A 26,052-nucleotide genomic window follows, 5' to 3' on the forward strand; every position below is an offset into this window, starting at 1 on the left:
TAAAAAATGATCTATTTTCTGTACTTTTGACGAAGTTTACACATAGGATTATTAAACAGGGGTGAAAAAAAATCTATTTTTTATTCTTTTTATCGGAATTGTTAATTTATTCTTCTCGCAGGAAGGATACAGCGAATATTATAAACTCAGGTTGAAGTATGAAGATTTTCCGGAAAATGACATGAAGGCATTTCCTTTTATAAAGCCATATCTCAATTTGGCAAAAAAGGAAAAGAATTACGAAAAACTGGTTCAGGGATATAAAGATGCGGTATTTTTTTCTTCTTTAAATGAAAATAAACTGAAGTATGCAGACAGCATGATCTGGGCAGCCAACCAGACCAATGAGGATGATCTTAAAATTGTTGCCCATATTGATAAAGGCGTTATTTATTATTACCATTATAAAAAGTTTCAACTTGCTCTTAACGAATATCTTGAGGCTTATAAATATTCAAGAAATACCAGAAATGAATATTTGAAATATCAGAATTTGTATCATATCGGAGTGGTAAAAAGCTATCTCGGCTATTACGAAGATGCTTCACAGGTCTTTACGAAATGCCTTGTTTATTACAGAGAAAAGGCGAAATCCATTACCAAACTTCATCCTAATGAAATTTATAACAATAAAAAAGGCTATCTCAACAGTCTTCATCAGCTTATTATCTGCAACAGGCATCTTGGAAAGTATAAAGAAGTGGATGCTGGTATACAGACCGGACTTTCTGAGGTAGGAGATAATCCAGAATATGCTCTGGAAAAAGGTTATTTCCTTTTGTCGAAAGGAATTTCCGAATACAAGAGAAATCAATTCAAGGAAGCATTAGAAGACTTTAATCAGTCTCTGCCCGTGATCAGAGAAAGCCGCGATTTTGCAAGGCTTTCGGTAAGTTATTTCTACATCGGGAAAACTTATTCCGATCTTAAAAAGACCAAACAATCTATTATTTATTTTAAAAAGATAGATTCCATTTTTCAGAAACATCAGTTTATCCTTCCGGAACTGAGGGAAAATTATGAAATCCTGATCGATTATTCCAAAAAAGAGAAAAACGAGAAGAACCAGCTCTATTACACAAGCCAGTTGCTTCGGGCAGACAGTATTATGTCTAGAGATTTTATTTATCTCTCCCCGAAAATTCATAAAGATTACGATACCGATACTTTACTGGACGAAAAAAATAAACTTCAGAAAATAAATTATCTCGGGACTATTATTATCATTGTATTAATTATCTGGGCAATCGGTCTGGTTGTTCTGCTGACGCGAAGGCATAAAAAATCCAAAGAAATTCAGAAAAAATATATTTTGGTGGAAGAGAAGTTCACGGCAAACCATCAGAAAGAAGAGAAGCCCGAAACCAAAGAACTTCTTCCGCAGATCGAAGAAAAAAAGCTTACGATTACAGAAAATAAGGTAGAAGAACTTCTGAAAAAGCTTAAAACGTTTGAAGATAAAAAGGGGTTTACACAAAAAGGATTAACAATTAGCAAATTAGCCGCCCAACTGGGTACTAATTCCAACTATCTTTCTCAGGTTATTAATGAATATAAAAAAGCGAATTTCAATAAATATTTAAGCGAACTCAGAATCAATTACATCACCAATCTGCTTTTTGAGGATAAAAAATACTTAAAGTACAGCATCGAAACCCTCGCAAAAGAATGCGGAATCGCTTCCCGACAGAATTTTTCAGATCTTTTTTACGAAATCAACGGAATTCGCCCGACAGATTTCATTAAAAAGAGAAAGGAGGAGCTGGAGAATAACAGAGAAGATTAATGCATTGTTTTTATGAAATTCCTGAAACAAAATTTCACTCAAATTGTACTGGGATTCTTTGGGGGCAGTTTTCTGTTTTGGTATTTTAAAACAAATCTTAGATCCCAATTTTTCTAAATACAAATATTTTGAACAGCATTTTAATGGAATTGTAGTGTATGATAAATATGATTATATGAGTCATGCTTATTTGGTCAAAACTTCAGATTACAAAAAGATATATTTAGATGATTTGAATATCATCACGTTAATTGATACCGGAGACTCAATCGTAAAAAATAAAAATGTTACGTATTTTATGCTTTACAAAAAAGACCGCCGCAAAATCTTTTATGATATGTACCTGAAAAAACTGAAAGTTTTAAACTGAAACGCTATTTTAGAAGTAAAATCTTCATTATATTTATATAAAATTAATAATCATGAAGAAGTTTCTTTTAGTCTTTTTGAGTATTATCATCATTCTCATTGCCTTTGTTTTAATCAGAACATTCACCTATCCTTTCAAAAAAACAGATCAGGCAGATTCCGGAGTATGGAAATTTGTAAAGAACGATTCGGTTGTTAAACGTTTTTCCGACGGATTAAAGATCCCAACCGTTTCCACCGGAGAATTAGGGGATTTCGATTATTCTCCTTTTGTAACATTTAAAGAATATCTGAAAAAAGCATATCCTGAAGTTTATAAAAATACAGAATATGTTGAGGTGAATACTTATGGTCTGGTTTTCAGGCTGAAAGGAAGCAATCCAGGTCTCGCTCCCATTATGTTTCTGTCCCATATTGATGTGGTTCCTCCCGGAGATGCGGAGGTGAAAAATACAGCAGAAAATGTTTTCAGACCCAATGATAAACCTTTTCCAGCCATTACAAAAGTTGCTGAAGACTGGGATTTTGCTCCGTTTTCAGGAGCCGTTGCCAATGGAAGAATTTACGGACGCGGAGCAATTGACATGAAAGGAATGCTCTTTTCTCTGATGGAATCCATGAATAATTTAATTAAAAATAAACATACGCCGAAACGCGATATCTATCTGGCTTTCGGATTCGATGAAGAAGTAGGAGGGAAGAAGGGAGCAACACAGATTGCCTCTTATTTTAAGAAAAAAAACATACAGTTTGATGCTGTTTATGATGAAGGCGGGTTAATTTTAGAAAAAGGAAGCATTTCCGGAATCGATTCGGATGTAGCGGTAATCGGCTGTGCCGAAAAAGGTTTTCTTTCTGCCAAAATAAAAGTGAAAGGTTTAGGCGGACATTCGTCGACACCGCCTATGGAAAGTGCGATCGGAAAAGCTGCCGTTATTATGCAGCGACTGGAAGACGATCAGATGAAACCGGTAATTACCCCTTTAATCCAACAGTTTTTTGATAATATAGGAAGTTCCATGTCTTTCCCGAGCAGAATGGCAATCTCCAATCAATGGCTTTTGAAACCGCTTCTTCTTTCTCAGCTTACCAAAAATAATTCTACCAATGCTTTAGTTCGTACGACAACGGCACTTACCATGATGAAAGGAAGTGACGGAACCAATGTACTTTCTCCTGAAGTGGAATTTGTGGTTAATTTCAGGCTGCTTCCTGGAAATACCGTAAAAGATGTAAAAGCGCATATTGCCAAAGCAACCGAAGGTTTTGAGGTGGAAGTGGAAGAAATTGACAATACCAGAGAAGCTTCTGCAGTTTCATCAAGCAATACAAAAGCGTATCAGCTAATTGAACAAGGAGTAAAACAGCTTTATCCGGCAGCTATTGTAACGCCGTATCTTACACTGGGCGGAACGGATGCCTACAAATATCAGATGGTAAGCAAAAACATTTACAGATTTATGCCTGTTAAAATCAATAATTCTGAGCAACAGAGCATTCACAGCACCAATGAATATCTCAGCATCGAAAATTATATGAAGATGATTCATTATTTTGAATTCATTATGACGAATTATGATAAATGATGAATGATGAATGATGAATGATGAATTTTACAATTAAATTTCAGGCAATTGGCATTTGCAATGTTTTCCTGAGCGCGAATCAGTGGAAATATTTTAGATCATATTCGCTTTATAACATCAATCCAAAATCATCAATTCAAAAAAATTTCAAAACTAAAAAATAACACGTCGAGTTTTGTCGCATTACAGCAATAGCTTTGTCTTATCAAAATTACGAAGCTATGGAACTGCCATTATATCTAAGTTTTAAAGAGTTTGAAAATACCTATTACGACAACCTTGAAAAATGGTTTGAAGAATATAAGAATACAAGCGAAACCGACTATCTGAAAGCACTTTCGGATCTGTACAGCCCTTATCTGTATTACAACTTTGCCAACGACAGACTTCAGGCAGATGCTTCCATACAGATTAAAGACTGCTTTTTTCCTTATTACGACAAAATCGGGATTTCTTTCTGTACAACCTGTGAAAACGGAAAGCCTGCCAGAAATTCAAAAAAAATCAATCATCAGTTCGAATGGAAAACCGTTACGATGATGGAATATGCACAGCATATTTTGGATAAAATCAACAGATACTTGTCGAAAAATAACAATAAGGAAGATAAAAGTGTGCTGGATTTTATCAATGATTTTGAGATCATCACTTCGCGTGAAGGAGCGGGATACTGTGTAAACTACAATCAGCATCAGGCGACAATTCCTTTTCTGAAAGCCTATCTTCCGGTTCACGGACAAACGGTAAATATTGCGGTATACAGAGAGTTTCTGTTTTCCGTTGTTCAGATCGCAGAATATATTGATCAGAAATTAAAAGAAGTACAGGCTTTTGAAAGCATGATCTATTCTAAGCTGAAATCAGACGCGAGATTCAAAGTACAGATGAGCCATCAGTTTTTAACGATGTGCAATTAACCAAAACACCAAAACATTCATATAGCTAAATTGTAGTTTGAAATTAGTTGGTACTTTTTCAAACAGAAAATCCCGGTTGAAAAACTGGGATTTTTTTATGATTTCACGTAAAATTTGATTTTTTCTTTTTCCTATATTTGAAAAAAAACTAAACTATGAAAAAACTACTCTTCATTCTTCTTTTTATTCCCTTATTTTCTTATGCACAGACCGAATGGGAATACGTAGGAAACGACATGGATAACAGCGAGTACTATGTAAAGGATTATAAAAAACGAAATCATACAGATTACATTGAAACTTGGTTAAAAATTGTGAGAACCGATAAAATTGTGAAAACAAAAAAAGGAACTATTAAAAAAAGTGGTATCGTTTCACTTGAAAAATATAAATTTAAGTGCGAAGAAAAAACGATGGCTTTAGAAAGTTATGCAGATTATCGAAATGGTATTTTAATAAAATCAGGTAATGGTTTTGGTATTGAAAATGATATTGTTCCGGATTCCATCGGTGAAAGTTTGTTAGATTATCTATGTTCAAAATTTTAATGATTGTCCGCAATTTGTCGTCATTGAAAAACCTTTGAGTTCTTTGCTGAGTAGAACGCCTTTGCGAACTTAAAAATATCCAGTAAGTTTTTAAAAGAAAATCTTCGCGCTCTTCGCGTTAAAAAGAAGTATCATACTAAAACCATAAACTTGAAAAAATAAAAAAGTCTCAGGTAAAACCTAAGACTTTTTATATTGCAGAGAGGAAGGGATTCGAACCCTCGATACAGTTACCCGTATACTACCTTTCCAGGGTAGCTCCTTCAACCACTCGGACACCTCTCTTTGTATTTGAGATTGCAAAAATAGACTATTTTCCGGAATCTGCAAACTCAAAATGCAATTTTATCAGGAAATTTCTCCACAAAGGCTTTGGGAGAAGTTTTCTGCGAAGTTTCCTGTGTAATTCGGGTTGTCTATTAAATGCATTGCTTTGGTAATCGCACTTTCCGCCGTAATATCCGTTCCGCTGATGGCTCCGATTCTTGAAAAAATATTGCTGTTTTCATACTTTCCAAATGAGATTCCGCCTGAAATACACTGACTTACCACCACGATTTCAGTCCCGTTATCTCGGATCTGCTGCAAAGTTTCCACCGTTTTTTCGCTGCTGAAAATGGTTCCCGAACCAAAAACCTGAAGAATAAGAACCTTCATGGTCGGGATTTCTTTAAAGTGATTCAGGTTCATCCCCGGAAAAATTCTCCAGAAAATAACATCTTCCGAAATATAATCGTCTACATGAAATTCTGTATCAGGATTACAGCGGTAAAGATTATCTTTGATAATATTTAAATGTACTCCGGATTGCCCGAGAATAGGGTAGTTTGGACTTGCATAGGCATCAAAATACTCCGCAGAATATTTCAAAGTGCGGTTTCCTCTCAACAGTTTATATTCAAAATAAATCGCCACTTCCTGAATAACCGCTTCGTCATTTTCATACAGACTTGCATAATACAGACTCGTGAGAAGATTTTCTTTCGCGTCGGTCCGTAAATCCCCGATCGGTAGTTGTGAACCCGTTAAAATAACCGGTTTTTTCAGCCCTTTCAGCATAAAACTCAATGCAGAAGCGGTGTAAGACATCGTGTCTGTTCCGTGTAGAATTAAAAATCCGTCGAACTGATGATAATTTTTCTGAATATAATGAGCAATAATTTTCCATTCTTCAGGTCCCATGTCGGAAGAATCCAGCGGTTTTTCAAAAGGATGTACAAAAACTTCGCATTCCATCAGCTTCATTTCTGGCATTTTTTCAAAAATATTTCCGAAATCAAATGCACGGAGACTTCCGCTTTCATAATCTTTTTCCATTCCGATCGTTCCACCGGTATAAATCAACAGGACTTTTCTTTTCATACAGGACTTTTCTTAGATTTTGATCCTCCATTCGCAGGATTCCTCAAATTTACGTTAATTTGCAAAGATTTGAAAATGAATGAAAGATTTACAGCAAACTTTTGAGTATTTAAAGCAGTTTTTAACGGAAGAAAGATTACAGAAGATAGAGCATTTTGCGCCGGAAAGTTCAGATTTTATTCTTCCGGTGGTGGAAGATGTCTATCAGTTCAGGAATGCAGCCGCAATTGTACGTTCTGTGGAAGCGTGCGGTTTTCATAAAGTGGTGGCTTTGCAGGAAGAATACAGTTTTGAACCCAATCTTCGCGTTACAAAAGGCGCAGATACATGGGTGGAAGTGGAAAAAATGCCGAGAAGCATGGAATCTTTTCAGAATATAAAAGACAGAGGCTATAAAATTGTTGCAGTTTCTCTGGAAAATAATGCCAAAATGCTGCCCGAATACGAAATTACAGAACCCATTGCTTTGGTTTTCGGAACTGAAATGGAAGGCGTTTCTCAGGAAATTCTGGATTTTGCCGACGAAACGCTGGCAATTCCGATGTATGGTTTTACCCGAAGTTTTAATGTTTCCGTAGCAGCTTCTATTTGTATGTATGAACTGAAGCAGAAATTATTAAAATCTGATATCGATTATAAACTGAATGAAGAAAAACTCCTGAGGATGAAAATCCGTTGGGCAGTAAACTCCATCAGAAGCGGACAGCAGATTTTTGATAAATATTTAAAAGATAATGGTCTTGAATTATGAGATTAACGGTGCTTTTCATAGTTCTGATAGTGATAGGCTGCAATAAAAAGACTGATAATATACCTCAAGCTAAAATTGCTGTTGATACTTTTTCACAAAATCTCATTGAAAAAGAACCTGAAGATACCACAACGGTTTCCTTTGCAAAAACCTTAACAGGAAACGGATATTCTTATATATTAAAAGGAAGACAGAATATTAATGATGGAATCAATTTTAAATCAATTGATATTTTTCATCAGAAGAAACTTCATCAGAGAATTATTTTTGATACGGTTTCTGTTTTAAATGAATCTGAAGCTTATTTTAATGTAAGTCAGGATGTAAATTTTGACGGATTTAAGGATTTGGAAGTAATAAATCAGGTGGGAAATTACTGGTCTTCATCAAGTTTCTGGCTGTACAATAACAAAACTAAAAAGTACGATTATTACAAGCCAATGGATACGATCGTTAATCCTGTAGTTGATAAAAAAAATAAAACAATTACATCGACTTATCATGTCGGTCCGGTAAACTATTACTATAAAGTATATGAGTGGAAGCATAAAAAGCTAACCATGACGCATTATCAGGAAGGTGAAGATAATGGTTTCTAAATCATCTGATTATAATTCCACGCGGCAACAAAAATTCCAGCGGTTTCTGTTCTCAGTCTCTGATTTCCCAAAGAAACTGCTTTGATATTATTTTCAGCTAAAAAAGAAATCTCTTTTTCAGAAAAGTCTCCTTCCGGACCTATCAAAAAAGTAATCGACTCAAAATGGGGGATGTTTTTAAGTTCAGCGCGCTCCAGATTCTCATGGCAATGCGCAACAAACGTATGTTCGGGATCAATATTTTTAAGAAAATCCTGAATCTTCATTACATCATTAATTATGGGGAAATGAAATCTCAAACTCTGTTTGGATGCGGCAATTGCCTGTTTTTTAATTTTATCCAGATTGATATTTTTCCGTTCAGTTTTTTCTGTCTGAAGAAAAGTAATTTCTGAAATTCCCATCTCCACCGCTTTTTCAACGAAGAATTCAATGCGGTCAATATTTTTCGTCGGAGCAATTGCAATATGAAGTTTCGGACTGAAATCAGGAAGATTATTTTTAATCTCATCCACTTCAATATGGGCTTTTTTACCTTCAATCATCAGTTTTCCGGAAGCAAGGTTTCCTTTTCCGTCTGTTACATGAATGGCTTCACCGTTTTTCATCCGAAGAACTTTTACAATGTGTTGTTGTTCTTCATCGTTAATCGTTACCGCATTTCCCTCAATTTCGCCGTAAAAAAGTTTCATATTTAAATATTTAGAATCTGCCTGAATTTTTCTAACTAATTATTAAAAGTAAGTTTCATTTTCGCTTAAAAATGCCACTCCTGTTTTTATCGTTGTATAAATATCGCCTTCACAATCTCGGTAAGAACAGGTGTAAATTTCCTCAATCCATTTATTGTTCAAGAAAATCAAATTCAGATATTCATTTTTTCGTAAATTATTTTTGATGGATAAATAATCTCCTTCTTTCGGTTCATATTCAAAACTGAAAACATTTTCTGCATTGATCTGTTCAATAATTTCTTCCTTAATATTCTGAACATATCCCGTTTCTGAACTTGCCGGAAAATAATCGGCGAAATCCTCCGATGCTTCATTCTTACCCGTCACCGTTTCTAAGATCCAGTAATATTTTGAATTCTTCTTAGAATGTTTGCCAAGTATTTTTTCCTCTAACAGTATTTTCATAAATCGTATTTTGCCGTTGCTGAAGTTCTCAGATCAGTAAATTCTCCACGCTCAAATTTTAACTGAGCAACCATCGCAATCATCGCCGCGTTATCCGTTGTATATTCAAATTTCGGAATGTAAATATTCCAGCCCAGTTTTTCATGATTGTCCTGCATCGCCGTTCTCAAAGCCGAATTTGCCGAAACTCCTCCCGCAATCGCCACTTCATTAATGTTTAAATCTTTCGCTACCTTTTCCAGTTTGTTCATTAGAATTTCAATAATCGTTTTCTGTACCGAAGCACAAAGATCATTCATGTTATTTTTAATAAAATCGGGATCTTTTTTTACCTCTTTCTGAATAAAATACAGCACCGAAGTCTTAATTCCGCTGAACGAATAATCGTAATTTTCCAGTTTAGGTTTATTGAAGGTAAAAGCATCCGGATTTCCTTCTTTAGCCAGTCTGTCTATAATAGGACCTGCCGGATAATCGAGATCAAATATTTTCCCAATTTTATCAAATGCTTCTCCTGCGGCATCATCAATGGTTTTCCCGATAATTTCCATGTCGAAATAATCTTTCACCAGAACAATCATCGTGTGTCCTCCGCTCACCGTAAGACACAAAAAAGGGAACTTTGGCGGCACAGGATTTGCATCCTCGATGAAATGGGCTAAAATGTGCGCCTGGAGATGGTTTACCTCGATAAGCGGAATATCTAAACTCATTGCCAAAGACTTAGCAAATGAAGTTCCCACAAGAAGAGAACCTAAAAGTCCCGGTCCGCGTGTAAATCCTATCGCAGAAATTGCATTTTGTTGTATATTTGCTTTTGTTAAGGATTTTTCAACAACGGGGATAATATTTTGCTGATGCGCACGCGAAGCCAGCTCAGGAACCACACCGCCATATTCTTTATGGATCGCCTGATTCGCTGCAATATTCGAAAGAATAGAATTTCCCTTGATGATAGCTGCTGATGTATCGTCGCAGGACGATTCAATACCTAAAATTATAGAGTCGCTCATAATAATGGCAAAGTTAGAGAATAATAACGAGAATGAGAACAAAAAATCAGTAGCTGGTAACTTAGGTAATCAGGTACAGAAAGCTGTTGAAAATGCAGAAGGTGTTGTAAAAGAAACAGTTAAGGAAGCGTCTGAACTTGCTTCAGATGCTATTAATCATCCCATTGAGACGGCTGAAGAATTTGGAAAACAAGCGGTAAAAGACGTTACCAGTTATTCATGGTGGGCAAAACTTCTATTGATTCTCTTTTGGCTGGGTTTAGCTTTGGTGGCAGCCATTTTTGTAATTATTAATCTTCCTTCCACAAAACAATGGGCTGCAGATCAGGCGTTACAAATTGTTAATCGCGACTTTAAAGCACAGATGTCAACCGAAAGTGTTGAGGTGAATTTTTTCGGAAATGTAAAAATCAAAGGATTAAAGATCAAAGATTATAAAGGATATGATTTTATCCAGTCCAAAGAATTTATTGCCAATTCCAACTGGCTTTCTTTAGCCTCCAATATTACCAAAAATAATTCTTTAAGCTTCAATTCACTTACTTTAAAGAATGCGGATGTAAAAGTGATAACCTATAAAGGCGACAGTATTTCAAACTTTATCCGTTTTACACAACTATTCGACAGCGGTAAAAAAAGAGATCCCAATAAACCTCCGTTTCAGCTCGATTCCCGATTGCAGATTCTGGATTCTAAAGTTTCCATCGTCAATCTGAATTCTCCGGGTGAAAAAGGAAAATGGTTAACCGCAACCAACTTTAACCTGATTGCCCCGAATGTAAAAGTAAACGGAAGAAATATTTCAGGATCAATCAATAATATGTCTTTCACCACAACAAGATGGGGGAAATCTCATTTTGTGGATACTTTTTCTACCGAGCTTTCCATGACGCCGGAATATCTTTTCCTGAAAGACCTTACTTTAAACACAGATCACTCGCTTTTACAGGTAGATATTAAATTCAACCTTCATGATGACGGTTCGTGGGCAGATTTTGCAGACAAAGTAAAATGGGACATGAACCTAAAACTGGGAAGCCAGTTAAGCGGTTACGATATCAGTTATTTTGTAACGAACTGGGATAATTTTAAACCTTTCAATGTTTCAGGAAAAATGACAGGTCCGCTGAATGATTTTAAGCTGGATAATTTTCTCATTCGAAATCCTGATGTGAATATTGCCACTAAAAAAATGAAGGTCAATAAATTGCTTAAAGGTAATTTTTTAATTGAAACCAACGATCTTTCCGCTGATTTCACCTATAAAGATCTCAAAGCGATGATGCCTTCATTTATCGCTAAAAAAATGAAAAACTTTGCAGATGATTTCGGAAAATTAAAATACAACGGAACCGCAAGTGTAAGTCCTAACCGTGTCTATGTTTCCAACGGAAATCTTATGACGGGAATCGGGCAGGCAAAAATCACGAATTTTTCTTTAACGGAATACAGCTCTTCAATGCCGAAATATGCCGGAATAGCCGAAGTGAAAGATCTTAATACTTCCGTGATTACAAAAAACAAATCGGTAGGATTAATTTCTGGGAAGTTCAATATCAACGGACAGAGTTTCGATGTGAATACAATGAAACTGACAACGAAATCCCAGATTTCGAGCATCGAAATTATGAATAAGGAGATCAATAATCTGTATCTCGACGGATTATTGGATCATAAGAAATACAACGGACTCATCACCGTGAATGATGAACAGGCAAAAGCAACCATAAAAGGATTAATTGATTTCAGCACTTCAAGAATTTCGATGAATGTGAATGCGGATGTTAATTATCTGAACATGAATTATTTTACCAACAAACCCGGAAACCAGATTGTAAGCGGGAAGGTAAATGGTAAAATGGCAATGTCGTCCATCAACGATTTAACACTGGATGTGGAAGCCAGCGGAATTAATTTTGCAACGGCAACTCAGAAATATTCCATTCCGAATGCAAAGCTGAAAACTTTTGTGGAAAACGGAGGTCGTGTAATTGATGTGGATGCCCCGGGAGCTGTTAACGGAAAAATTTCAGGAAGATATAATTTAGGAGATCTTGCCGGAATGGTGGAAAACGGACTCAATAAAATTCTTGTGGGTCCTGCACCGAGAAAAATGTACAGAGGACAGACTTTTGCCATGAATTTTGATGTGCAGCAAGGTTTGGTAAGCTATTTCTTGCCGGATCTTAAAATTCCGCAGGGCGCAAAAGTGGAAGGACAGTACGACGGAAATTCCAATAACCTGATTCTGAATGTAGATGCGGCTTCACTGAAATATATCATGACGAAAACTCAGGAGATTACAGAAGCGGATAAAGCTCTGGCTGCTGCAAATCCTGATTATCAGATCAACGAAAGAGATAATATTACCAGAGACAGCGCGATGGTAGACAGCGTCATGGTAAGAATTAATACGGCAAATCTCAATGAGCAGATTTATGCTAAAATCAACAGGGTTCTGTACAATAAAAATGTTCTTAAAGATATTACCTTAAGTGGAAGAAACGAGAACAATACCATTCTTCATCTGGCAACGAAATTTAAGCACGGAAGTCCGGAAGATGAGCTGGATGATAATCTTAAAGAATATGCCATCAACGTTAACCAGTCTACCAACGCAGGAGGAGATTTTGTGTTCAGGTTCGAGCCTACTGAGGTGAAGTTTAATGACGTAACGTGGGCAATAGATACCAGTCCGGAACTCAACCATTCCATTACCTACCGTAAAAAAGAAGGCGATTTTGATATTCAGAATCTCAGGATTTTTTCAGACAACAGTGCATTGTTTATTAAAGATGCCCAGTTTAAGTCGGCAAAGGATTTTTATGTAGATGCAGAAGTGGATAATTTTGCCATCGAAAAGCTGCTGGATATGCAGGCCGGAGGAAATTCTATGAACATTAAAGGTCTTGCAAACGGAAGTGTGAAGATTAAAATGGATAAAAACACATTGCAGCCTTTGGTGGATATGACGATTGATGATATCATGATGAATGGGAATGATATGGGGGATATTACCATTTCTGCTACCAACAGTTATTCCCTGAATGTATACGATGTAGATATCAAAGTAAATTCCGCAGGAATTATAGGCAATAACAGCCTTCATGTAACAGGAACGGTAAACAACAATACAGCTTCTCCAACTATTGATCTTACCGCAGAAATGCGTGATTTTGATGTTGCTTTTGCGCAGCAGTTCGTGACTTCAGTTTTTGGAAATCTGAGAGGGAAAGCAACCGGAGATCTTAAAATTTCAGGAAAATTCAGCAATCTGGATTACAGCGGCGATATTGCGCTTAAGGGATTCGGGTTAAAACTTTTGTTTACCGGTGTAGATTATTCTTTTGATGATACTGTAATTCCTTTAACCAAAGGTTTGGCGATTCTGAACAGCGTTGAGGTGCATGACGGAAGAACCAATTCTAAAGGGAATATTTCCGGAGCGATACAGTTTGAAACCCTCTCATCGATGGGAGTCAACCTCGTAATGAGAGCCGATAATTTATTAATGCTTAATACCACACAGAAAGATCTGGATTTATTCTGGGGGAGAGTTTACGGACAGGGTGATCTTTATGTAGACGGACCTGTTTCTGGGTTGAGTATTTCCACGCCTAATATGAAAGCTTTAAGCGGAAGTACATTTACTTTCAACTCGGGTTCTACCTCCAACGTTGAAGAATTCAAAATGCTGAAATTTTTAAAAGAAGGAAAAGACGGTCTGGTTACTTTGGATGAAAAGAAAAAATCCGGAGCGAATATGAATATTGATTTTGCTTTGGATGTAGATAAAGGAACCACCGTAAATGTTCTTATTGGAGATGGGGTAGGAAATATCATGGTAAAAGGAGCAGCGGAAAAACTTCGTTTCCAGATGAGCCGACAGGGAAATATTGCCATGAACGGAGCCTATAAAGTAGACAACGGAACTTTTGTTTCTAAAGCGATTCTTAATAAAACCTTCCAGATCGAGAAGGGAAGTAGCATCCGATGGGACGGAGATGCAATGAAACCTGCTTTAGACATCACAGCGAACTATGTAAGAATGGTTTCCAATGCCGGAGAATATCTTAATATGGGAAGTCTTCAGCCGATCAGTGTTCTGCTTCAGGCAAATATTACCCAATCGCTGATTGATCCTAAAATTGATCTTAACGTAACTGCTTTGGATGTTTCCAGCCAGATTAAAGAAACTTTGGCGGCAAAAATGAGTCAGGAAGGAGAAAAAGTACTTCAGTTTGGATCAGTCTTATTGTTGAGTACCTTTAATGTTTCAGAGACAGGAGGAGTGAATGTAAATGTGGGAGATGTAGCACAAAATCAAGGGTATAATTTATTGCTGAAACAATTGGGATCTGTATTGAATACGATGAGCAGCGAATTCCAGATCGACCTGAATTACGTAAAAGGAGACCAGTATTCCAATGTAGGAGACAGAGCGAATGCAGGAGTTAGTTTTGCACTTTCTCCAAGAGTTAAAGTAAAGACAGGACTGGGGATTCCGCTTACGAAAACTGAAAATACAGACGTTAATTATCTTTCCGGAGAAGGAACGATAGAATATGATATTTCCAAGAAGAACGACGGAAGCCTTTTATTAAGAGGATATTCCAAGCCTTCCAATATCGGAATGGTGAACGGAGCAGGATCAAACGGAACAGCGAACCAAGCGTATGGAGCGGGTATTGTTTGGTCTAAGAGTTTTAATTCTATATTTAAAAAGAAGAAAAAAGATAAAAAACAAACGGCTGAGCAAACTGAAATAAAAACAGATTCTGTAAAATCAGGTAGTAAATAATCAGAATATTTTAATGATTTTTGTCATATGTGTTAATTATTGTTAATCTTTGTTATAATTTTTTTTGTTAATTTATTTTTTATAAATTTGCAAAAAATATGTAGATTTTTTAAAGAAATTGTAATTTAACTAATATGAACTATCAACTGGACGAAATAGACAAGAAAATTCTTGATTTCTTAGTAGAGAACACAAGAATGCCTTTTACAGAAATTGCTAAGCAGATGGATGTTTCTGCGGGTACAATTCACGTAAGAGTGAAAAAGATGGAGGATGCAGGTATTATTTTGGGATCATCTCTTAATATAGATTACGGAAAGTTAGACTATCACTTCACTGCTTTTATCGGAATCTTATTAACCAAATCCAACAGAACTCAGGAAGTTCTGAAAGAACTATCTACTATTCCAAACGTAATTGAAGCGAGTGTAATTTCCGGAAAATATAACATTTTCTGCAAAGTGAGAGCTAAGAATACAGACGACGCAAAGAGAATCATCTATCAAATCGATGATATTCAGGATGTAATGAGAACAGAAAGTATGATTTCTATGGAAGAATACTTAAGTGATAAAAACAGACTGATTAACGCGATCTCTGTATAATCAAATTTTAAACGAATTATATAAAAGAACTTATGAAATCTCTCATAAGTTCTTTATTTTTGTAGTTATGGAAGAATACAGCTATTTTGACGAAGATCCGAAGAAAGGGTGGGGTTTAATCCTTGCTCTTGCAGCATTGCTCTTATTTACGGTTATGGGATTCGGGATCGATCTTGATGAATATTTGCAACACGAAACCCTTAATATCCCGGCTTGGTATGCTTACACTATTTTTGCGATTGATGCCTTAATGGTTATAAGTATTGTGTTGATATTTTTTTACAGAAAAATAGGCATCTTTGCCTTTCCTGCCTTGCTGGTTTTGCATTTCTTTATGCACAACTATTACCTTTCCACATTTTTATATACCGACGTTACCAATCTTTTCCTTTTTACAGGTTTTGGGATGTTGGCGATAATTCCGAAATGGAAGTTTTTTAGGTAATTTAACAATGTAATAAATTGAGAGCGGGCTTTGTCCGCTTTTTTTATGGATGTAAAAGGCTTCTTTTTTGTGATAGATAAATCTTTATCACAATTATAGACAGAACAGTCTGTCTGTTTTTAAAATTTTGTATTACCTTTGACTTATCAAAAACAAAAGAATGTTATTACCTAAAGAAAGAATCATAGAAACCACGTTTGAACTGTTTGCTAAACAAGGATATAATTCCACGGGAATAAATCAGATTATTGCCGAAGCAAAAGTGGCAAAGGCAAGTTTTTATCAGTATTTTAAATCGAAAGAAGATTTGTGTGTAGAATTTCTGAACGTAAGACATGAATATTGGTTTGGTGAACTCAATAAATTTGTATCGGGGGAAAAAGATGTAAAATCAAAACTGATCGCTTCTTTTGACTTTTTAGTAGAAATGAATCGGAAAGAAAATTTCAGAGGATGCAGTTTTCTTAATATTTTATCTGAGATACCGACGGATAACCTAAAAATACTGTCTGTTATACAAAGTCATAAACAGGATTTGAGAGATCATTTTTCATCATTACTGGAAGATGCAGATCTTTCTGATCATGTCTATTTGCTTTTTGAAAGCTCAATTGTCGAAAGTCAGGTTTTCAGATCAAATGAATTAATAGAAAAATCAAAAAAAATAGTTAACAATCTAATACATTAAAAATGGAACAGAAACACCCACTTCCACCGTTCACTTTAGAGACAGCCCTTGAAAAAATTCAGCTTGCAGAAGATGCATGGAACAGTCAGGATCCTAAAAGAGTTTCCAAAGCCTACACTTTAGACAGTGAATGGAGAAACAGAGATCAATTTGTAAATGGCAGAGAAGAAATTGTAAAATTCCTCAGCAGCAAATGGCAGAAAGAATTTAATTATAAACTGAAAAAAGAATATTGGGCGCATACAGATAACCGTATTGCTGTACGTTTCGAGTATGAATATCAGAATAAAGAAGGAAACTGGTTCCGGGCTTACGGAAACGAAAACTGGGAATTTGACGAAAATGGTTTGATGAGAAAAAGATTTGCAAGCATTAATGATTTAGCGATAAAAGAAGAAGATAGAAAGCTAAAATAATTTTCTTGGAATTTTGCAAGAAGTAAAGTTCTTTAAATTTTGACTCTGCTTTTAAGGTAAGAAAATTAGATTTTACTCAATCAGTTTTATCGAAGATGAAAATCCTTCTGCCTTAAAATGTATGGATTACGATAAGGCTTCGCTCCCTTGCGAAGATATTAACAAACGAAAAAGCATCCAAAAAGGATGCTTTTTTATTTATTTTTAAAAGAATTATTTATCTAAAATTCTTTTCACCGCTTCTTTCACGGCAGTAGAATCAATTTTATATTTCTTCATCAGTTCAGCAGGCGTTGCAGATTCTCCGAAAGTATCGTTCACTGCTACAAATTCCTGTCTTGTCGGTCTTTTTCTTGCCAACATTCCCGCAACAGATTCTCCCAGACCACCGATGTAGTTGTGTTCTTCAGCCGTTACGATTTTTCCTGTCTTTTCAACAGATTTTAAGATGATTTCTTCGTCCAAAGGTTTAATCGTGTGGATATTGATCACTTCACAGGAAATACCTTCTTTTTCAAGCTCATCTGCAGCAAGCAAAGATTCCCAAACCAAATGACCGGTTGCAACAATCGTTACATCCGTTCCTTCCTGAAGCATAATCCCTTTTCCGATCTCGAAAGGCATATCTTCCGGAATGAAAACCGGAACTACAGGTCTTCCGAATCTTAAATAAACAGGACCTTCAAAATCAGCAATCGCTAAAGTAGCTGCTTTTGTCTGGTTGTAATCACAAGGATTAATCACCGTCATTCCCGGAAGCATTTTCATCATTCCGATGTCTTCCAAAACCTGGTGTGTTGCACCGTCTTCACCCAAAGTAAGACCCGCGTGAGAAGCACAGATTTTTACATTTTTATTGGAATAGGCAATAGACTGACGAATCTGGTCGTACACTCTTGAAGTGGAAAAGTTAGCGAAAGTTCCCGTAAAAGGAATTTTTCCTGTAATGCTCAGACCGGCTGCAAGACCCATCATATTCGCTTCTGCAATACCTACCTGAAAAAATCTTTCAGGAGCCTTTTCAATGAATTTTTCCATCTTCAAAGAACCGATAAGGTCTGCACAAAGCGCCACAACATTAGGATTTTTATCTGCAAGTTCAGCCAATCCGGCTCCGAATCCTGAACGTGTATCTTTTTTTTCTGTATATGTAAATTTCATTTTTTTCTAATCATTAATTAAGATTACTTATTACCAATTACTCATTACTAATAATTAATAATCAGCCGGAGCCTCTAAGTATAACTGTTTGAATGCTGTTTCCAGTTGTTCATCATTCGGAGCTTTTCCGTGCCAAGCGTGAGTTCCCATCATATAATCTACACCGTAACCCATTTCTGTATGAAGAATAATGGCTACCGGTTTTTCTTTTCCGGTTTCTGTTTTTGCTTTTTCAAGAATGGCAATTACCGCCTCAAGGTCGTTACCGTTTTTCTCTTCCAGAACTGCCCATCCGAAGGCTTCCAGTTTTGCATGAAGATTTCCTAAAGAAAGTACGTTATCCGTACTTCCGTCGATCTGTTGTCCGTTATAATCGATGGTAGAAATAATATTGTCTACTTTTTTGGCTGCTGCATACATAAATGCTTCCCAAACCTGACCTTCCTGCAATTCGCCATCGCCATGAAGAGAGTAAACCAAAGAGCTGTCTCCGTCCAGTTTTTTACCCTGAGCAACACCCAAAGCTACAGAAAGCCCCTGTCCTAAAGAACCTGAAGCTACTCTTACGCCCGGAAGACCTTCGTGAGTCGTCGGGTGACCCTGTAATCTTGAATCTAATTTTCTGAATGTACTAAGCTCCTGAACCGGAAAAAATCCGAATCTTGCCAAAGTAGAATAGAATACCGGAGAAATATGTCCGTTAGAAAGATAGAAATGATCTTCATTTTTACCTTCCATCGTGAAAGGAAGATGATAGTTCATTACCTTTCCGTAAAGGGCTGTGAAATATTCAGTACAACCTAAACTTCCTCCCGGGTGACCGGAATTTACAGCATGAACCATTCTTAAAATGTCTCTTCTGATTTGTGTAGTAAGAGATTTTAACTCTTCAATACTTTTACTCATTATATAAGATTTATTTGTATGCGAATTTACAATTTTTTAATGGCTTACGGAAATGGAAAAATCCGCGCTGAAAAGTGCGGATTTTTATTATTTAAAAAGAAGTCTGTTTAAAGTTTTTAATAGAATTCTAAATTTAAGTTTCAAACGCAAAGTCTTTATTTTCAGAGTTAATATTTTAAGATAAGCAAAGTGAAGCAGATTTCATCTGTCATTAAGCGAACGCTTCATCATCCGTCTCTGACGGAAATATCTTTGCTCAACTTCTCAAAAAAAACAACAAGGTTTCTTTGCGTTTAATAATTATATATACTGCACTTTTTACTAACCACAAAAAGAACTGTATTCGTCTGAAAATTATTTTTTAATTTGTTTCAACAGGTTTAAGACATTGATTATTTCTAAACAATCTTCAGATAAGATTTATGTCTTACGATCCACAGTCCAATGAAAGTTAGTAACCCGTTCAGAACAATTAATTCTACCCCGATTCTGTAATCCGTATATGTTGTTACCAGATAGTTGATGATATACGTTGCAACCGGAGCTAAAATCGTTACCGCCAAAATTGAATATTTCCTTGAAATCTGAAACTTTGTGAAAATTCCGAAGGCGAAAAGTCCTAAAAGCGGTCCGTAAGTATATCCTGCAATCTCCATGATGAGGTAAACAATCGATTTGTCATTCAAAGCTTTAAAGACCATGATCAGAATAAAGAAAATGATCGTAAACGTTAAATGAACCTTCATACGAAGTTGTTTTTTCTCTTTCTCCGTTTTGTTTTTATCTTCATTAAGATTCAAAAGATCTACGCAATATGAACTTGTAACAGCAGTTAAAGCGCCATCCGCAGAAGGAAATAGAGCGGAAATTAATCCGATAATGAAAATAACGGAAATAATCATCGGGAAATGTCCCTGAAGCGATAAAGCGGGAAACAGATCGTCTCCCATGATATTTTTAATGTTACCCGCAGAATCTTTGAACCCGAAGATGTTGGTAACGGATTCTCCGTCTATTTTTCCATATTCTGCACCGTTCTGCAAAGCAAAAAGATAAAGAAGACCTCCTAAAAACAGGAATGCCAGATTCACAAAAAGCAGTGTTCCTGCGAAAGTGAGCATATTTTTCTTTGAATTTTTAAGATTATCCACAGAGATATTTTTCTGCATCATTTCCTGATCCAGTCCTGTCATTGCAATTGTAATGAAAATTCCCCCTAAAATCGTTTTCAGAAAAAATGTTTTAGAATTCGGATCAAAATTGATGAAGTGAGTATAATTTTTCTGCTCTAAAATAGTATACGCTTCGCCTAATGATAAATTTAAATGCGATAAAATATAAACGATACACGCAATGAGACTGATAATCATGAATGACGTCTGCAAAGTATCGGTAATCACAATTGTTTTTACACCGCCTTCAAACGTATATAAAAGCACCATTAAAAGGAGAACTAAAGCGGTAACCCAGAAAGGAACGCCCAAACCTTCTAGAAGAAAAATCTGAAGAACGTTGACCACTAAATATAACCTTGCCGTTGCACCAATTGCCCTTGAAATAATAAAAAATATAGAGCCGATCTTATGCGCTTCGACATTGAATCTTTTGCCTAAATACGTATAAATCGAGGTGAGGTTCATTTTGTAATACAGCGGAAGAAGAATTGCGGCAACAATAAAATATCCGATGAAAAAGCCGATCACCATCATATAATATTCGAATCCGCCGTAGATGTATTCACTTCCGGTCATTTTTCCGACTGTTCCGGGAACGGAAATAAATGTTACTCCGCTTAAGCTGGTTCCGATCATTCCGAAAGCAACGAGCCACCATTTACTTTTTTTATTCCCGATAAAAAACGACTGATTATCAGAATTTCGGCTTGTAAAATAAGAAATAACCAAAAGTCCGATGAAATAGACAAAAACAAACAGCAAAAGAACAGTTCCGGAATTCATGCTTTAATTTAAATTTTAGCAAATATAGTTTTTTTCTGTTCTGCCTAAAAAGAAAAAACCTTCAGGATATATTTCCGGAAGGTTTTATATGTAATGTTGAAGTTAAGGCCGAGAACTCAGAAGCTCAAACTTAACGTCAACCTTAGCCTAAAACTAAGCCTGAGTCTTATTTACCAGAACATCCTGAAGTTCTTCATGCTTCTGGAAAGTAGCCTTGGCAAAAGGACAAAGCGGAATAATTGTTTTTCCGTTCTTTCTTGCAAAATCTACTGCTGCAAGAAGCATTTCTTTCCCAACGCCTTTTCCGTTGTATGCTTCTTCAACTTCGGTGTGATCGATGATGAATCTTTCTTCTCCAGCCCAGGTGTATGTCATTAATCCTGCATGGTTTCCGTCTATGAATGCTTCAAAATTTCCGTGTTTCGGATCGTTGGTTTGTTTTACTTCAATCATATTATGAAAATTTGGTTAGTATTTCTATATCGTTTGTAAGAATTTTATGAATCGGACACGCATCCGCTATGGCATGAAGTCTTTTCAGTTGTTCATCATCAAGATTTGTGCCTTCAAAGCTGATGTCTCTTTTGAAAATGGCTCTTTTCGTTAAAGGAAAATTTTCCAGTTCCACTTCAACGTTTATTTTTTCTACGCTCCATTCTTTTCGGTCGATGTACATTCTCAAGGTTGCCGCTGTGCAGCTTGCTAGGGAAGTGGCAAGAATTTCAAAAGGATTGAAGCCTTTATTTCCGCCGCCTTTGTCTACGGGTTCATCTGTAATCAGCGTGTTTTCTCCCGCAACAACTTCGGTGTAGTATTTTTCTGTTCCCAGACTTGCTTTTACTGTGATTGCCATTATTTTTTGGTATTGAATTGATAACTCAGTGCTCCTGAAGGACACAGGTCGATTTGGTTTTTAAGTTCTTCTGCGGTTGCATTTTCAGGTTTCAGCCACGGTCTTTCTTTCGGGTTATACACTTTCGGAAGTGTTTTTACACAAACGGCGGCGTGGATGCACTTTTTGGGTTGCCAGAGCACGGTAATCTCTCCGTTTACATATTCGTGTGTTTCCATATCAATTTTCGTTTAAAGTTTTTTCTATTCGTCTGTCCGGAATCAGCCAGAGCAAAGCAACCGTATAATATAGTGCTACAGCAATATAAGGATAAATAAATGAAACAATAATTCCTGAAACATAAAGCACTATGGATGCGTTTTCCTTAAAACGGGAAGCAATGGCCTGTTTCAGCTTAGAGCTTTCCCCTTCGGATTTTATGATGGCATTTTCCAGAATCGTATAGGCAATCGCACAAAGTCCCAGTCCGAATCCGTAAGTGGCTACCGGATTTTTGGCAAAATGTGTTTCTCCGATCCATTCCGTTGCAAAAGGCATTAATGAAAGCCAGAACAGCAGATGGAGGTTTGCCCAGAGAACTTTTCCATTTACTTTTTTCACTGTCTGAAAAAGGTGATGATGATTGTTCCAGTAAATTCCTACATACAGAAAGCTGAAAATATACGCCAGAAATTTAGGAATAAGCGGTTTAAGGCTTTGCCAGTCATTTCCTTCCGGAACTTTCAGTTCCAATACCATAATCGTGATGATGATCGCAAGAACCCCATCACTGAAGGCTTCTAATCTTCCTTTGGTCATTATTTGCGGATCGTATTTTTGAAATTTTCCACTTTACTGTTCAGCTCTTTCAGCATTTCAGGGTTGATAACGCCGCTTTCCAGATCAAAATTTTCATAAAATTTAGGAAGCGAAAAAGTTTCTTTGATATCCGCTCCGAAATTCGGGAAAAATATTTTTGCTGTATTCATCACATTTCCGCCGCCGTAACCTCCCGGAGAAGTGGACATCAGAAACATCGGTTTTTCCTGAAAAACCTTCACGTTGATTCTTGAAGCCCAGTCGAAAACGTTTTTAAAAGCAGCACTGTAAGATCTGTTGTGTTCCGCAAGCGAACAGATAATCACGTCGCATTCTTCTATCGCTTTCAGAAAATGGTGTGCTTCTTCCGGAAAACCTTTCTTTTCACGGTCTACGGAAAAAACAGGCATATCAAAATCATTCAGATCAATCAGATTGATTTCTTCATCCTGAAAATCTTTTAGAACGAATTTTACAAGTTCCCTGTTGATGGAAGTGGAAGACGTACTTCCTGCAAATGCTAATATTTTCATCAAGTATGATTTTAAATTGTTACGGTTTTCTGTTTAAAATAGCTTTTGGAAGCGGGACATATTCATTTTCATCTCCAGGAACCAAAGGAAAAGCATCGTGGTTCTGGTCGTGCCAGTTCACTTTTGCCTGATCGATCAGTTCTTTTTCGGAATTTACAAAATTCCAGAATATAAACCGCTCTTCTTCAAATGGTTCGCCACCGAAAAGATAAACCGTTCCGTTTTCGCTCATGTCAAATTCGCAGAGTTGGGTGTTTTTGGCAATCATCAGTTGTTTAGATCCGTAAGAATTTCCGTCAGTAGAAACAGTTCCGTCCAGAACGTACATGGCAGCTTCTCCGTAAAGATCTTTCCCAATGCTGATCTTTTTTGCCTCTTTGGTTTTAATTTCAATATAAAACAGCTTGCTGTGAACCGGAACCGGCGATTTTTTTCCAAAAGCTTCTCCTGCAATTAATTTATACTGAATTCCGTCTTCCTCCCAAACCGGAATTTCATCTGCTTCAATGTGGTGGAATGTGGGTTCAGACTGTTCCAGATGTTTCGGAAGTCCTACCCAGATCTGGAATCCGTGAAGTCTTTTATCAGAATGCCGCAGGTATTCCGGAGTTCTTTCAGAGTGTACCACACCTTTTCCGGCAGTCATCCAGTTTACGGCTCCCGGTTTTATTTCCAGAGCACTTCCGATGCTGTCTCTGTGAAAAATAGATCCTTCCAGAAGATACGTTAATGTTGAAAGCCCGATGTGCGGATGCGGCGGAACATCCAGATTCTGATAATCTTTTAAGTCGGATGGTCCCATATGATCGATAAAAACGAAAGGTCCGACTGCTCTTTTTTCACGGAAAGGCAATAATCTTCCGACCAGAAAGTTTCCGATGTCCGCAGATTTTTCTTCTATAATAAGTCCGATGTTTGACATGATGTGCGTGATTTATTTGTATTAATTTTTAATTTAATTTTGAATTCTTAAATGAGGATTTTGCAAGTTGAATGTTTATAGATTCCCATACACTACGATTTCTTCTGCGAATCTCAGTTTGGAATTGAACCATTTAATCAGATTTCGTAAAAATAATTCTTCATCCGCTGTTTCTACAGGTAATCTTGCGATCTGATTTACAATTTTTCTCATCGTTTCATTTTTATATCTGTTATGACTTGTGATGTCAAACGTTTCAGAATTGGCAGCTTTAAAAATGTCAATTACATAATCAAAATCTTTAGATTGAATAAAGATGCCCCTGTCTGTTGGGATGTAATATTTTTCCAGACTGCTGTTTTCAGCCCATAATATAAATCCTATTTTATGAATTTGCTGATTTGGTGTTGCTGTAAGATATAAGATTTTTTCCTGAATTTTTTTCATGGCTTTCTCTTCATCATGCTTACAGATATGGTAATATTTTTTTGCAGTTTTATCATCACATTCAGTTAATCTGCATATCGTATTAATTTTGTTGCGATGAAATTCCTGTATGCTTAATTCTACATCATTATTGTTTCTCTTCAGGAGTTTTTGGGCTGAATGTAAAGGAATGTTTATTCTGTTTCTCAGTTCTTTAATCGTATTAGTTTCCATGTTTTATTTAATGGCTTGAAATAATTAGTAAATTATCCGGGTATTTTCCGAACCATCGTCTAAATATATAAAATTAATAAAAAGAACAGCTTGATGATGATTTTTAATTAAAATTAATCTGCAAGATAACCGAATCTCCCTAAATTGAAATCTTCAAAAGCCTGCATAATTTCTTCTCTGGAATTCATTACAAAAGGTCCGTGAGGAAAGATAGGCTCATTTAAAGGCATTCCGCTGATGATTAAAACGATTGAGTCTTCTTTTGCTTCTATAGTGAAATCCTCTCCTTCATTTTGAAACAAAACGAGATGATTGAGTGGTGTTTTTTCTTCATTATTAATGACAATACTTCCTTCTATCACCAATGCAGCAGTATTGAAATTTTCAGGAAAGCTGAATGCTGCTTTTCCACCATTTTTCAGTTTTGCATTCATCATGTGAACCGGACTGAAGGTAAAAGCGGGACCTTTCTGATTTTGATATTCTCCGGCAATCACTTCAATATGTCCGTTTTCTCCAAGATCCACTTTTGTCATATCCGAATTTTTAATTGCCTGATATTTCGGACAGCTCATTTTATAAACCGACGGAAGGTTTACCCAAAGCTGTACCATCTGGAAAATTCCGCCATCTTTTGCCCATTCTTTTTCATGATATTCTTTGTGAAGAACACCTTTTGCGGCAGTCATCCACTGTACATCGCCCTCACCGATAATCCCGCCACCTCCTGCGCTGTCATGGTGCTGCACTTTTCCTTTATACGCTATGGTTACAGTCTCAAAACCTCGGTGCGGATGAACGCCCACTCCGCGAGGCTGATCTGTTCCGTTAAAGTGAAATTTTGAATTGTAATCGAGCATAATGAACGGATCCATCCTTTTCATATTCATTCCCTGAACGCCCGGAATAAAATTATGAACCCTAAAACCGTCGCCCACAAAATGCGCAGGTTTCGGAGATACTATCTTTTCTATTTTTTTAGTTGCCATAATATGGTTGTATTATGAAGCAAAGGTATCTTAAGCAAAAATCCTGTACATTGATCTGTGTTAATAAGGGTGATTGATTGATGATTAATGATTGATGATTGCGCTGAGCGGATGTTTTCCAGTTTTTTATTTGGGATTTAAAAAATTCCACTCCTTTGGAGGGGTGGCGAAAATTTCGAAGAAATTTTTGACGGGGTGGTTCCAGAAATAAAGCTGTAATTTCCTGTTGAATAATGTTCTCCACAAT

Annotated in this window: 27 protein-coding genes and 1 tRNA gene; 12 read left to right on the top strand and 16 right to left on the bottom strand. The window is 36.4% G+C overall.

What is annotated here, in order from left to right:
• Window positions 1-61 precede the first annotated feature (61 nt).
• The 5 genes from QWT87_RS17195 (at window position 62) to QWT87_RS17215 (ending at window position 5,206) form a co-directional block, all read left to right on the top strand.
• Window positions 62-1,786, top strand: a complete 1,725-nt coding sequence (locus QWT87_RS17195) for a helix-turn-helix domain-containing protein (protein WP_302717507.1) — start codon at window positions 62-64, stop codon at window positions 1,784-1,786.
• 43 nt (window positions 1,787-1,829) lie between these two features.
• Window positions 1,830-2,156 (top strand): hypothetical protein, encoded by a 327-nt coding sequence (locus QWT87_RS17200; RefSeq protein ID WP_302717509.1) that lies wholly within the window; start codon window positions 1,830-1,832, stop codon window positions 2,154-2,156.
• Window positions 2,157-2,208: 52 nt separating this feature from the next.
• Window positions 2,209-3,741, top strand: a complete 1,533-nt coding sequence (locus QWT87_RS17205; RefSeq protein ID WP_302717511.1) for a M20/M25/M40 family metallo-hydrolase — start codon at window positions 2,209-2,211, stop codon at window positions 3,739-3,741.
• A gap of 221 nt (window positions 3,742-3,962) precedes the next feature.
• Window positions 3,963-4,658 (top strand): hypothetical protein, encoded by a 696-nt coding sequence (locus tag QWT87_RS17210; RefSeq protein WP_302717513.1) that lies wholly within the window; start codon window positions 3,963-3,965, stop codon window positions 4,656-4,658.
• A gap of 155 nt (window positions 4,659-4,813) precedes the next feature.
• Window positions 4,814-5,206: a hypothetical protein gene (locus tag QWT87_RS17215; RefSeq protein ID WP_302717515.1), complete on the top strand. Its 393-nt coding sequence runs from the start codon at window positions 4,814-4,816 to the stop codon at window positions 5,204-5,206.
• A 198-nt stretch (window positions 5,207-5,404) separates the two neighbouring features.
• Here QWT87_RS17215 and QWT87_RS17220 read toward each other — a convergent pair.
• Window positions 5,405-5,491 (bottom strand) — tRNA-Ser (locus QWT87_RS17220).
• Between the two features lie 63 nt (window positions 5,492-5,554).
• The gene (locus tag QWT87_RS17225; protein WP_185206534.1) at window positions 5,555-6,568 is read right to left on the bottom strand and encodes an asparaginase; all 1,014 of its coding nucleotides are present in this window, start codon (window positions 6,566-6,568) and stop codon (window positions 5,555-5,557) included.
• A gap of 79 nt (window positions 6,569-6,647) precedes the next feature.
• On the opposite strand from QWT87_RS17225, the gene QWT87_RS17230 reads away from it, so the two are divergent.
• Window positions 6,648-7,319: a TrmH family RNA methyltransferase gene (locus QWT87_RS17230; protein ID WP_116100087.1), complete on the top strand. Its 672-nt coding sequence runs from the start codon at window positions 6,648-6,650 to the stop codon at window positions 7,317-7,319.
• Window positions 7,316-7,918 (top strand): XAC2610-related protein, encoded by a 603-nt coding sequence (locus QWT87_RS17235; RefSeq protein WP_302717518.1) that lies wholly within the window; start codon window positions 7,316-7,318, stop codon window positions 7,916-7,918. Before QWT87_RS17230 ends, QWT87_RS17235 begins: the two co-directional genes overlap by 4 nt.
• On the opposite strand, the gene QWT87_RS17240 is transcribed toward QWT87_RS17235, so the two are convergent.
• The 3 genes from QWT87_RS17240 to tsaD are packed head-to-tail and all read right to left on the bottom strand — an operon-like array spanning window position 7,915 to window position 10,070.
• Entirely contained in the window at window positions 7,915-8,610 is a 696-nt protein-coding gene (locus tag QWT87_RS17240) for an RsmE family RNA methyltransferase (protein ID WP_302717520.1), read from the bottom strand. The two genes, QWT87_RS17235 and QWT87_RS17240, sit on opposite strands and share 4 nt — an antisense overlap.
• 42 nt (window positions 8,611-8,652) lie before the next feature.
• Window positions 8,653-9,057, bottom strand: a complete 405-nt coding sequence (locus tag QWT87_RS17245) for a hypothetical protein (protein WP_185206526.1) — start codon at window positions 9,055-9,057, stop codon at window positions 8,653-8,655.
• Window positions 9,054-10,070 (bottom strand): tRNA (adenosine(37)-N6)-threonylcarbamoyltransferase complex transferase subunit TsaD, encoded by a 1,017-nt coding sequence (gene tsaD / locus QWT87_RS17250; protein WP_302717522.1) that lies wholly within the window; start codon window positions 10,068-10,070, stop codon window positions 9,054-9,056. Before tsaD ends, QWT87_RS17245 begins: the two co-directional genes overlap by 4 nt.
• Window positions 10,071-10,074: 4 nt before the next feature.
• Here tsaD and QWT87_RS17255 point away from each other — a divergent pair, with 4 nt between their 5' ends.
• The 5 genes from QWT87_RS17255 to QWT87_RS17275 all read left to right on the top strand — a co-directional run bounded on the left by QWT87_RS17255 (window position 10,075) and on the right by QWT87_RS17275 (window position 17,025).
• A complete protein-coding gene (locus QWT87_RS17255) occupies window positions 10,075-14,871 on the top strand; it encodes a translocation/assembly module TamB (RefSeq protein ID WP_302717523.1) in 4,797 nt (1,598 codons plus the stop codon).
• A 134-nt stretch (window positions 14,872-15,005) separates the two neighbouring features.
• Window positions 15,006-15,476, top strand: coding sequence for an Lrp/AsnC family transcriptional regulator (locus QWT87_RS17260; protein WP_029298841.1), 471 nt, complete (start codon window positions 15,006-15,008; stop codon window positions 15,474-15,476).
• A 67-nt stretch (window positions 15,477-15,543) separates the two neighbouring features.
• A complete protein-coding gene (locus QWT87_RS17265) occupies window positions 15,544-15,921 on the top strand; it encodes a hypothetical protein (protein ID WP_302717528.1) in 378 nt (125 codons plus the stop codon).
• Between the two features lie 160 nt (window positions 15,922-16,081).
• A complete protein-coding gene (locus QWT87_RS17270) occupies window positions 16,082-16,609 on the top strand; it encodes a TetR/AcrR family transcriptional regulator (protein ID WP_302717530.1) in 528 nt (175 codons plus the stop codon).
• A 2-nt stretch (window positions 16,610-16,611) separates the two neighbouring features.
• Window positions 16,612-17,025, top strand: coding sequence for a nuclear transport factor 2 family protein (locus QWT87_RS17275; RefSeq protein ID WP_302717532.1), 414 nt, complete (start codon window positions 16,612-16,614; stop codon window positions 17,023-17,025).
• 213 nt (window positions 17,026-17,238) lie between these two features.
• Here the strand turns inward: QWT87_RS17275 and QWT87_RS17280 are convergent, their stop codons facing one another.
• From QWT87_RS17280 to QWT87_RS17330, 11 genes are all read right to left on the bottom strand, one after another.
• On the bottom strand, window positions 17,239-18,186 hold the full coding sequence (locus QWT87_RS17280; RefSeq protein WP_087707565.1) for a transketolase family protein: 948 nt from the start codon (window positions 18,184-18,186) through the stop codon (window positions 17,239-17,241).
• Window positions 18,187-18,240: 54 nt separating this feature from the next.
• Window positions 18,241-19,092 carry a transketolase gene (locus QWT87_RS17285; RefSeq protein WP_302717534.1) on the bottom strand — a complete coding sequence of 284 codons (852 nt, stop codon included), beginning with the start codon at window positions 19,090-19,092 and terminating at the stop codon, window positions 18,241-18,243.
• Window positions 19,093-19,490: 398 nt separating this feature from the next.
• Window positions 19,491-21,050, bottom strand: coding sequence for a sodium:solute symporter (locus QWT87_RS17290; RefSeq protein ID WP_302717536.1), 1,560 nt, complete (start codon window positions 21,048-21,050; stop codon window positions 19,491-19,493).
• Between the two features lie 153 nt (window positions 21,051-21,203).
• Window positions 21,204-21,503 (bottom strand): GNAT family N-acetyltransferase, encoded by a 300-nt coding sequence (locus tag QWT87_RS17295; protein ID WP_175608849.1) that lies wholly within the window; start codon window positions 21,501-21,503, stop codon window positions 21,204-21,206.
• A 1-nt stretch (window position 21,504) separates the two neighbouring features.
• On the bottom strand, window positions 21,505-21,903 hold the full coding sequence (locus QWT87_RS17300; protein ID WP_116098983.1) for an OsmC family protein: 399 nt from the start codon (window positions 21,901-21,903) through the stop codon (window positions 21,505-21,507).
• The gene (locus QWT87_RS17305; protein ID WP_076395681.1) at window positions 21,903-22,121 is read right to left on the bottom strand and encodes a (4Fe-4S)-binding protein; all 219 of its coding nucleotides are present in this window, start codon (window positions 22,119-22,121) and stop codon (window positions 21,903-21,905) included. Before QWT87_RS17305 ends, QWT87_RS17300 begins: the two co-directional genes overlap by 1 nt.
• A gap of 1 nt (window position 22,122) precedes the next feature.
• Window positions 22,123-22,701 carry a TMEM175 family protein gene (locus QWT87_RS17310; RefSeq protein WP_116098985.1) on the bottom strand — a complete coding sequence of 193 codons (579 nt, stop codon included), beginning with the start codon at window positions 22,699-22,701 and terminating at the stop codon, window positions 22,123-22,125.
• Complete coding sequence (locus QWT87_RS17315) at window positions 22,701-23,234, bottom strand: NADPH-dependent FMN reductase (RefSeq protein ID WP_288460391.1); 534 nt, start codon at window positions 23,232-23,234, stop codon at window positions 22,701-22,703. Before QWT87_RS17315 ends, QWT87_RS17310 begins: the two co-directional genes overlap by 1 nt.
• Before the next feature lie 19 nt (window positions 23,235-23,253).
• Window positions 23,254-24,156 (bottom strand): pirin family protein, encoded by a 903-nt coding sequence (locus tag QWT87_RS17320; RefSeq protein WP_302717540.1) that lies wholly within the window; start codon window positions 24,154-24,156, stop codon window positions 23,254-23,256.
• A 75-nt stretch (window positions 24,157-24,231) separates the two neighbouring features.
• A complete protein-coding gene (locus QWT87_RS17325; RefSeq protein WP_302717542.1) occupies window positions 24,232-24,816 on the bottom strand; it encodes a hypothetical protein in 585 nt (194 codons plus the stop codon).
• Window positions 24,817-24,929: 113 nt separating this feature from the next.
• Window positions 24,930-25,805: a pirin family protein gene (locus QWT87_RS17330; RefSeq protein WP_302717544.1), complete on the bottom strand. Its 876-nt coding sequence runs from the start codon at window positions 25,803-25,805 to the stop codon at window positions 24,930-24,932.
• Window positions 25,806-26,052: the final 247 nt, after the last annotated feature.

Source organism: Chryseobacterium urinae (assembly GCF_030518295.1).
Taxonomy (GTDB): Bacteria; Bacteroidota; Bacteroidia; order Flavobacteriales; family Weeksellaceae; genus Chryseobacterium; species Chryseobacterium mucoviscidosis.

Excerpts from the sequence above, each read along its gene's own strand:
- QWT87_RS17210 (WP_302717513.1), top strand. The coding sequence starts at position 3,963 with ATGGAACTGCCATTATATCTAAGTTTTAAAGAGTTTGAAAATACCTAT.
- QWT87_RS17310 (WP_116098985.1), bottom strand. The coding sequence starts at position 22,701 with ATGACCAAAGGAAGATTAGAAGCCTTCAGTGATGGGGTTCTTGCGATC.
- QWT87_RS17280 (WP_087707565.1), bottom strand. The coding sequence starts at position 18,186 with ATGAAATTTACATATACAGAAAAAAAAGATACACGTTCAGGATTCGGA.
- QWT87_RS17305 (WP_076395681.1), bottom strand. The coding sequence starts at position 22,121 with ATGGAAACACACGAATATGTAAACGGAGAGATTACCGTGCTCTGGCAA.
- QWT87_RS17300 (WP_116098983.1), bottom strand. The coding sequence starts at position 21,903 with ATGGCAATCACAGTAAAAGCAAGTCTGGGAACAGAAAAATACTACACC.
- QWT87_RS17215 (WP_302717515.1), top strand. The coding sequence starts at position 4,814 with ATGAAAAAACTACTCTTCATTCTTCTTTTTATTCCCTTATTTTCTTAT.
- QWT87_RS17285 (WP_302717534.1), bottom strand. The coding sequence starts at position 19,092 with ATGAGTAAAAGTATTGAAGAGTTAAAATCTCTTACTACACAAATCAGA.
- QWT87_RS17330 (WP_302717544.1), bottom strand. The coding sequence starts at position 25,805 with ATGGCAACTAAAAAAATAGAAAAGATAGTATCTCCGAAACCTGCGCAT.
- QWT87_RS17320 (WP_302717540.1), bottom strand. The coding sequence starts at position 24,156 with ATGTCAAACATCGGACTTATTATAGAAGAAAAATCTGCGGACATCGGA.
- QWT87_RS17235 (WP_302717518.1), top strand. The coding sequence starts at position 7,316 with ATGAGATTAACGGTGCTTTTCATAGTTCTGATAGTGATAGGCTGCAAT.
- QWT87_RS17315 (WP_288460391.1), bottom strand. The coding sequence starts at position 23,234 with ATGAAAATATTAGCATTTGCAGGAAGTACGTCTTCCACTTCCATCAAC.
- QWT87_RS17230 (WP_116100087.1), top strand. The coding sequence starts at position 6,648 with ATGAAAGATTTACAGCAAACTTTTGAGTATTTAAAGCAGTTTTTAACG.
- QWT87_RS17290 (WP_302717536.1), bottom strand. The coding sequence starts at position 21,050 with ATGAATTCCGGAACTGTTCTTTTGCTGTTTGTTTTTGTCTATTTCATC.
- QWT87_RS17205 (WP_302717511.1), top strand. The coding sequence starts at position 2,209 with ATGAAGAAGTTTCTTTTAGTCTTTTTGAGTATTATCATCATTCTCATT.
- tsaD (WP_302717522.1), bottom strand. The coding sequence starts at position 10,070 with ATGAGCGACTCTATAATTTTAGGTATTGAATCGTCCTGCGACGATACA.
- QWT87_RS17225 (WP_185206534.1), bottom strand. The coding sequence starts at position 6,568 with ATGAAAAGAAAAGTCCTGTTGATTTATACCGGTGGAACGATCGGAATG.
- QWT87_RS17270 (WP_302717530.1), top strand. The coding sequence starts at position 16,082 with ATGTTATTACCTAAAGAAAGAATCATAGAAACCACGTTTGAACTGTTT.
- QWT87_RS17295 (WP_175608849.1), bottom strand. The coding sequence starts at position 21,503 with ATGATTGAAGTAAAACAAACCAACGATCCGAAACACGGAAATTTTGAA.
- QWT87_RS17240 (WP_302717520.1), bottom strand. The coding sequence starts at position 8,610 with ATGAAACTTTTTTACGGCGAAATTGAGGGAAATGCGGTAACGATTAAC.
- QWT87_RS17325 (WP_302717542.1), bottom strand. The coding sequence starts at position 24,816 with ATGGAAACTAATACGATTAAAGAACTGAGAAACAGAATAAACATTCCT.
- QWT87_RS17245 (WP_185206526.1), bottom strand. The coding sequence starts at position 9,057 with ATGAAAATACTGTTAGAGGAAAAAATACTTGGCAAACATTCTAAGAAG.
- QWT87_RS17265 (WP_302717528.1), top strand. The coding sequence starts at position 15,544 with ATGGAAGAATACAGCTATTTTGACGAAGATCCGAAGAAAGGGTGGGGT.
- QWT87_RS17255 (WP_302717523.1), top strand. The coding sequence starts at position 10,075 with ATGGCAAAGTTAGAGAATAATAACGAGAATGAGAACAAAAAATCAGTA.
- QWT87_RS17275 (WP_302717532.1), top strand. The coding sequence starts at position 16,612 with ATGGAACAGAAACACCCACTTCCACCGTTCACTTTAGAGACAGCCCTT.
- QWT87_RS17260 (WP_029298841.1), top strand. The coding sequence starts at position 15,006 with ATGAACTATCAACTGGACGAAATAGACAAGAAAATTCTTGATTTCTTA.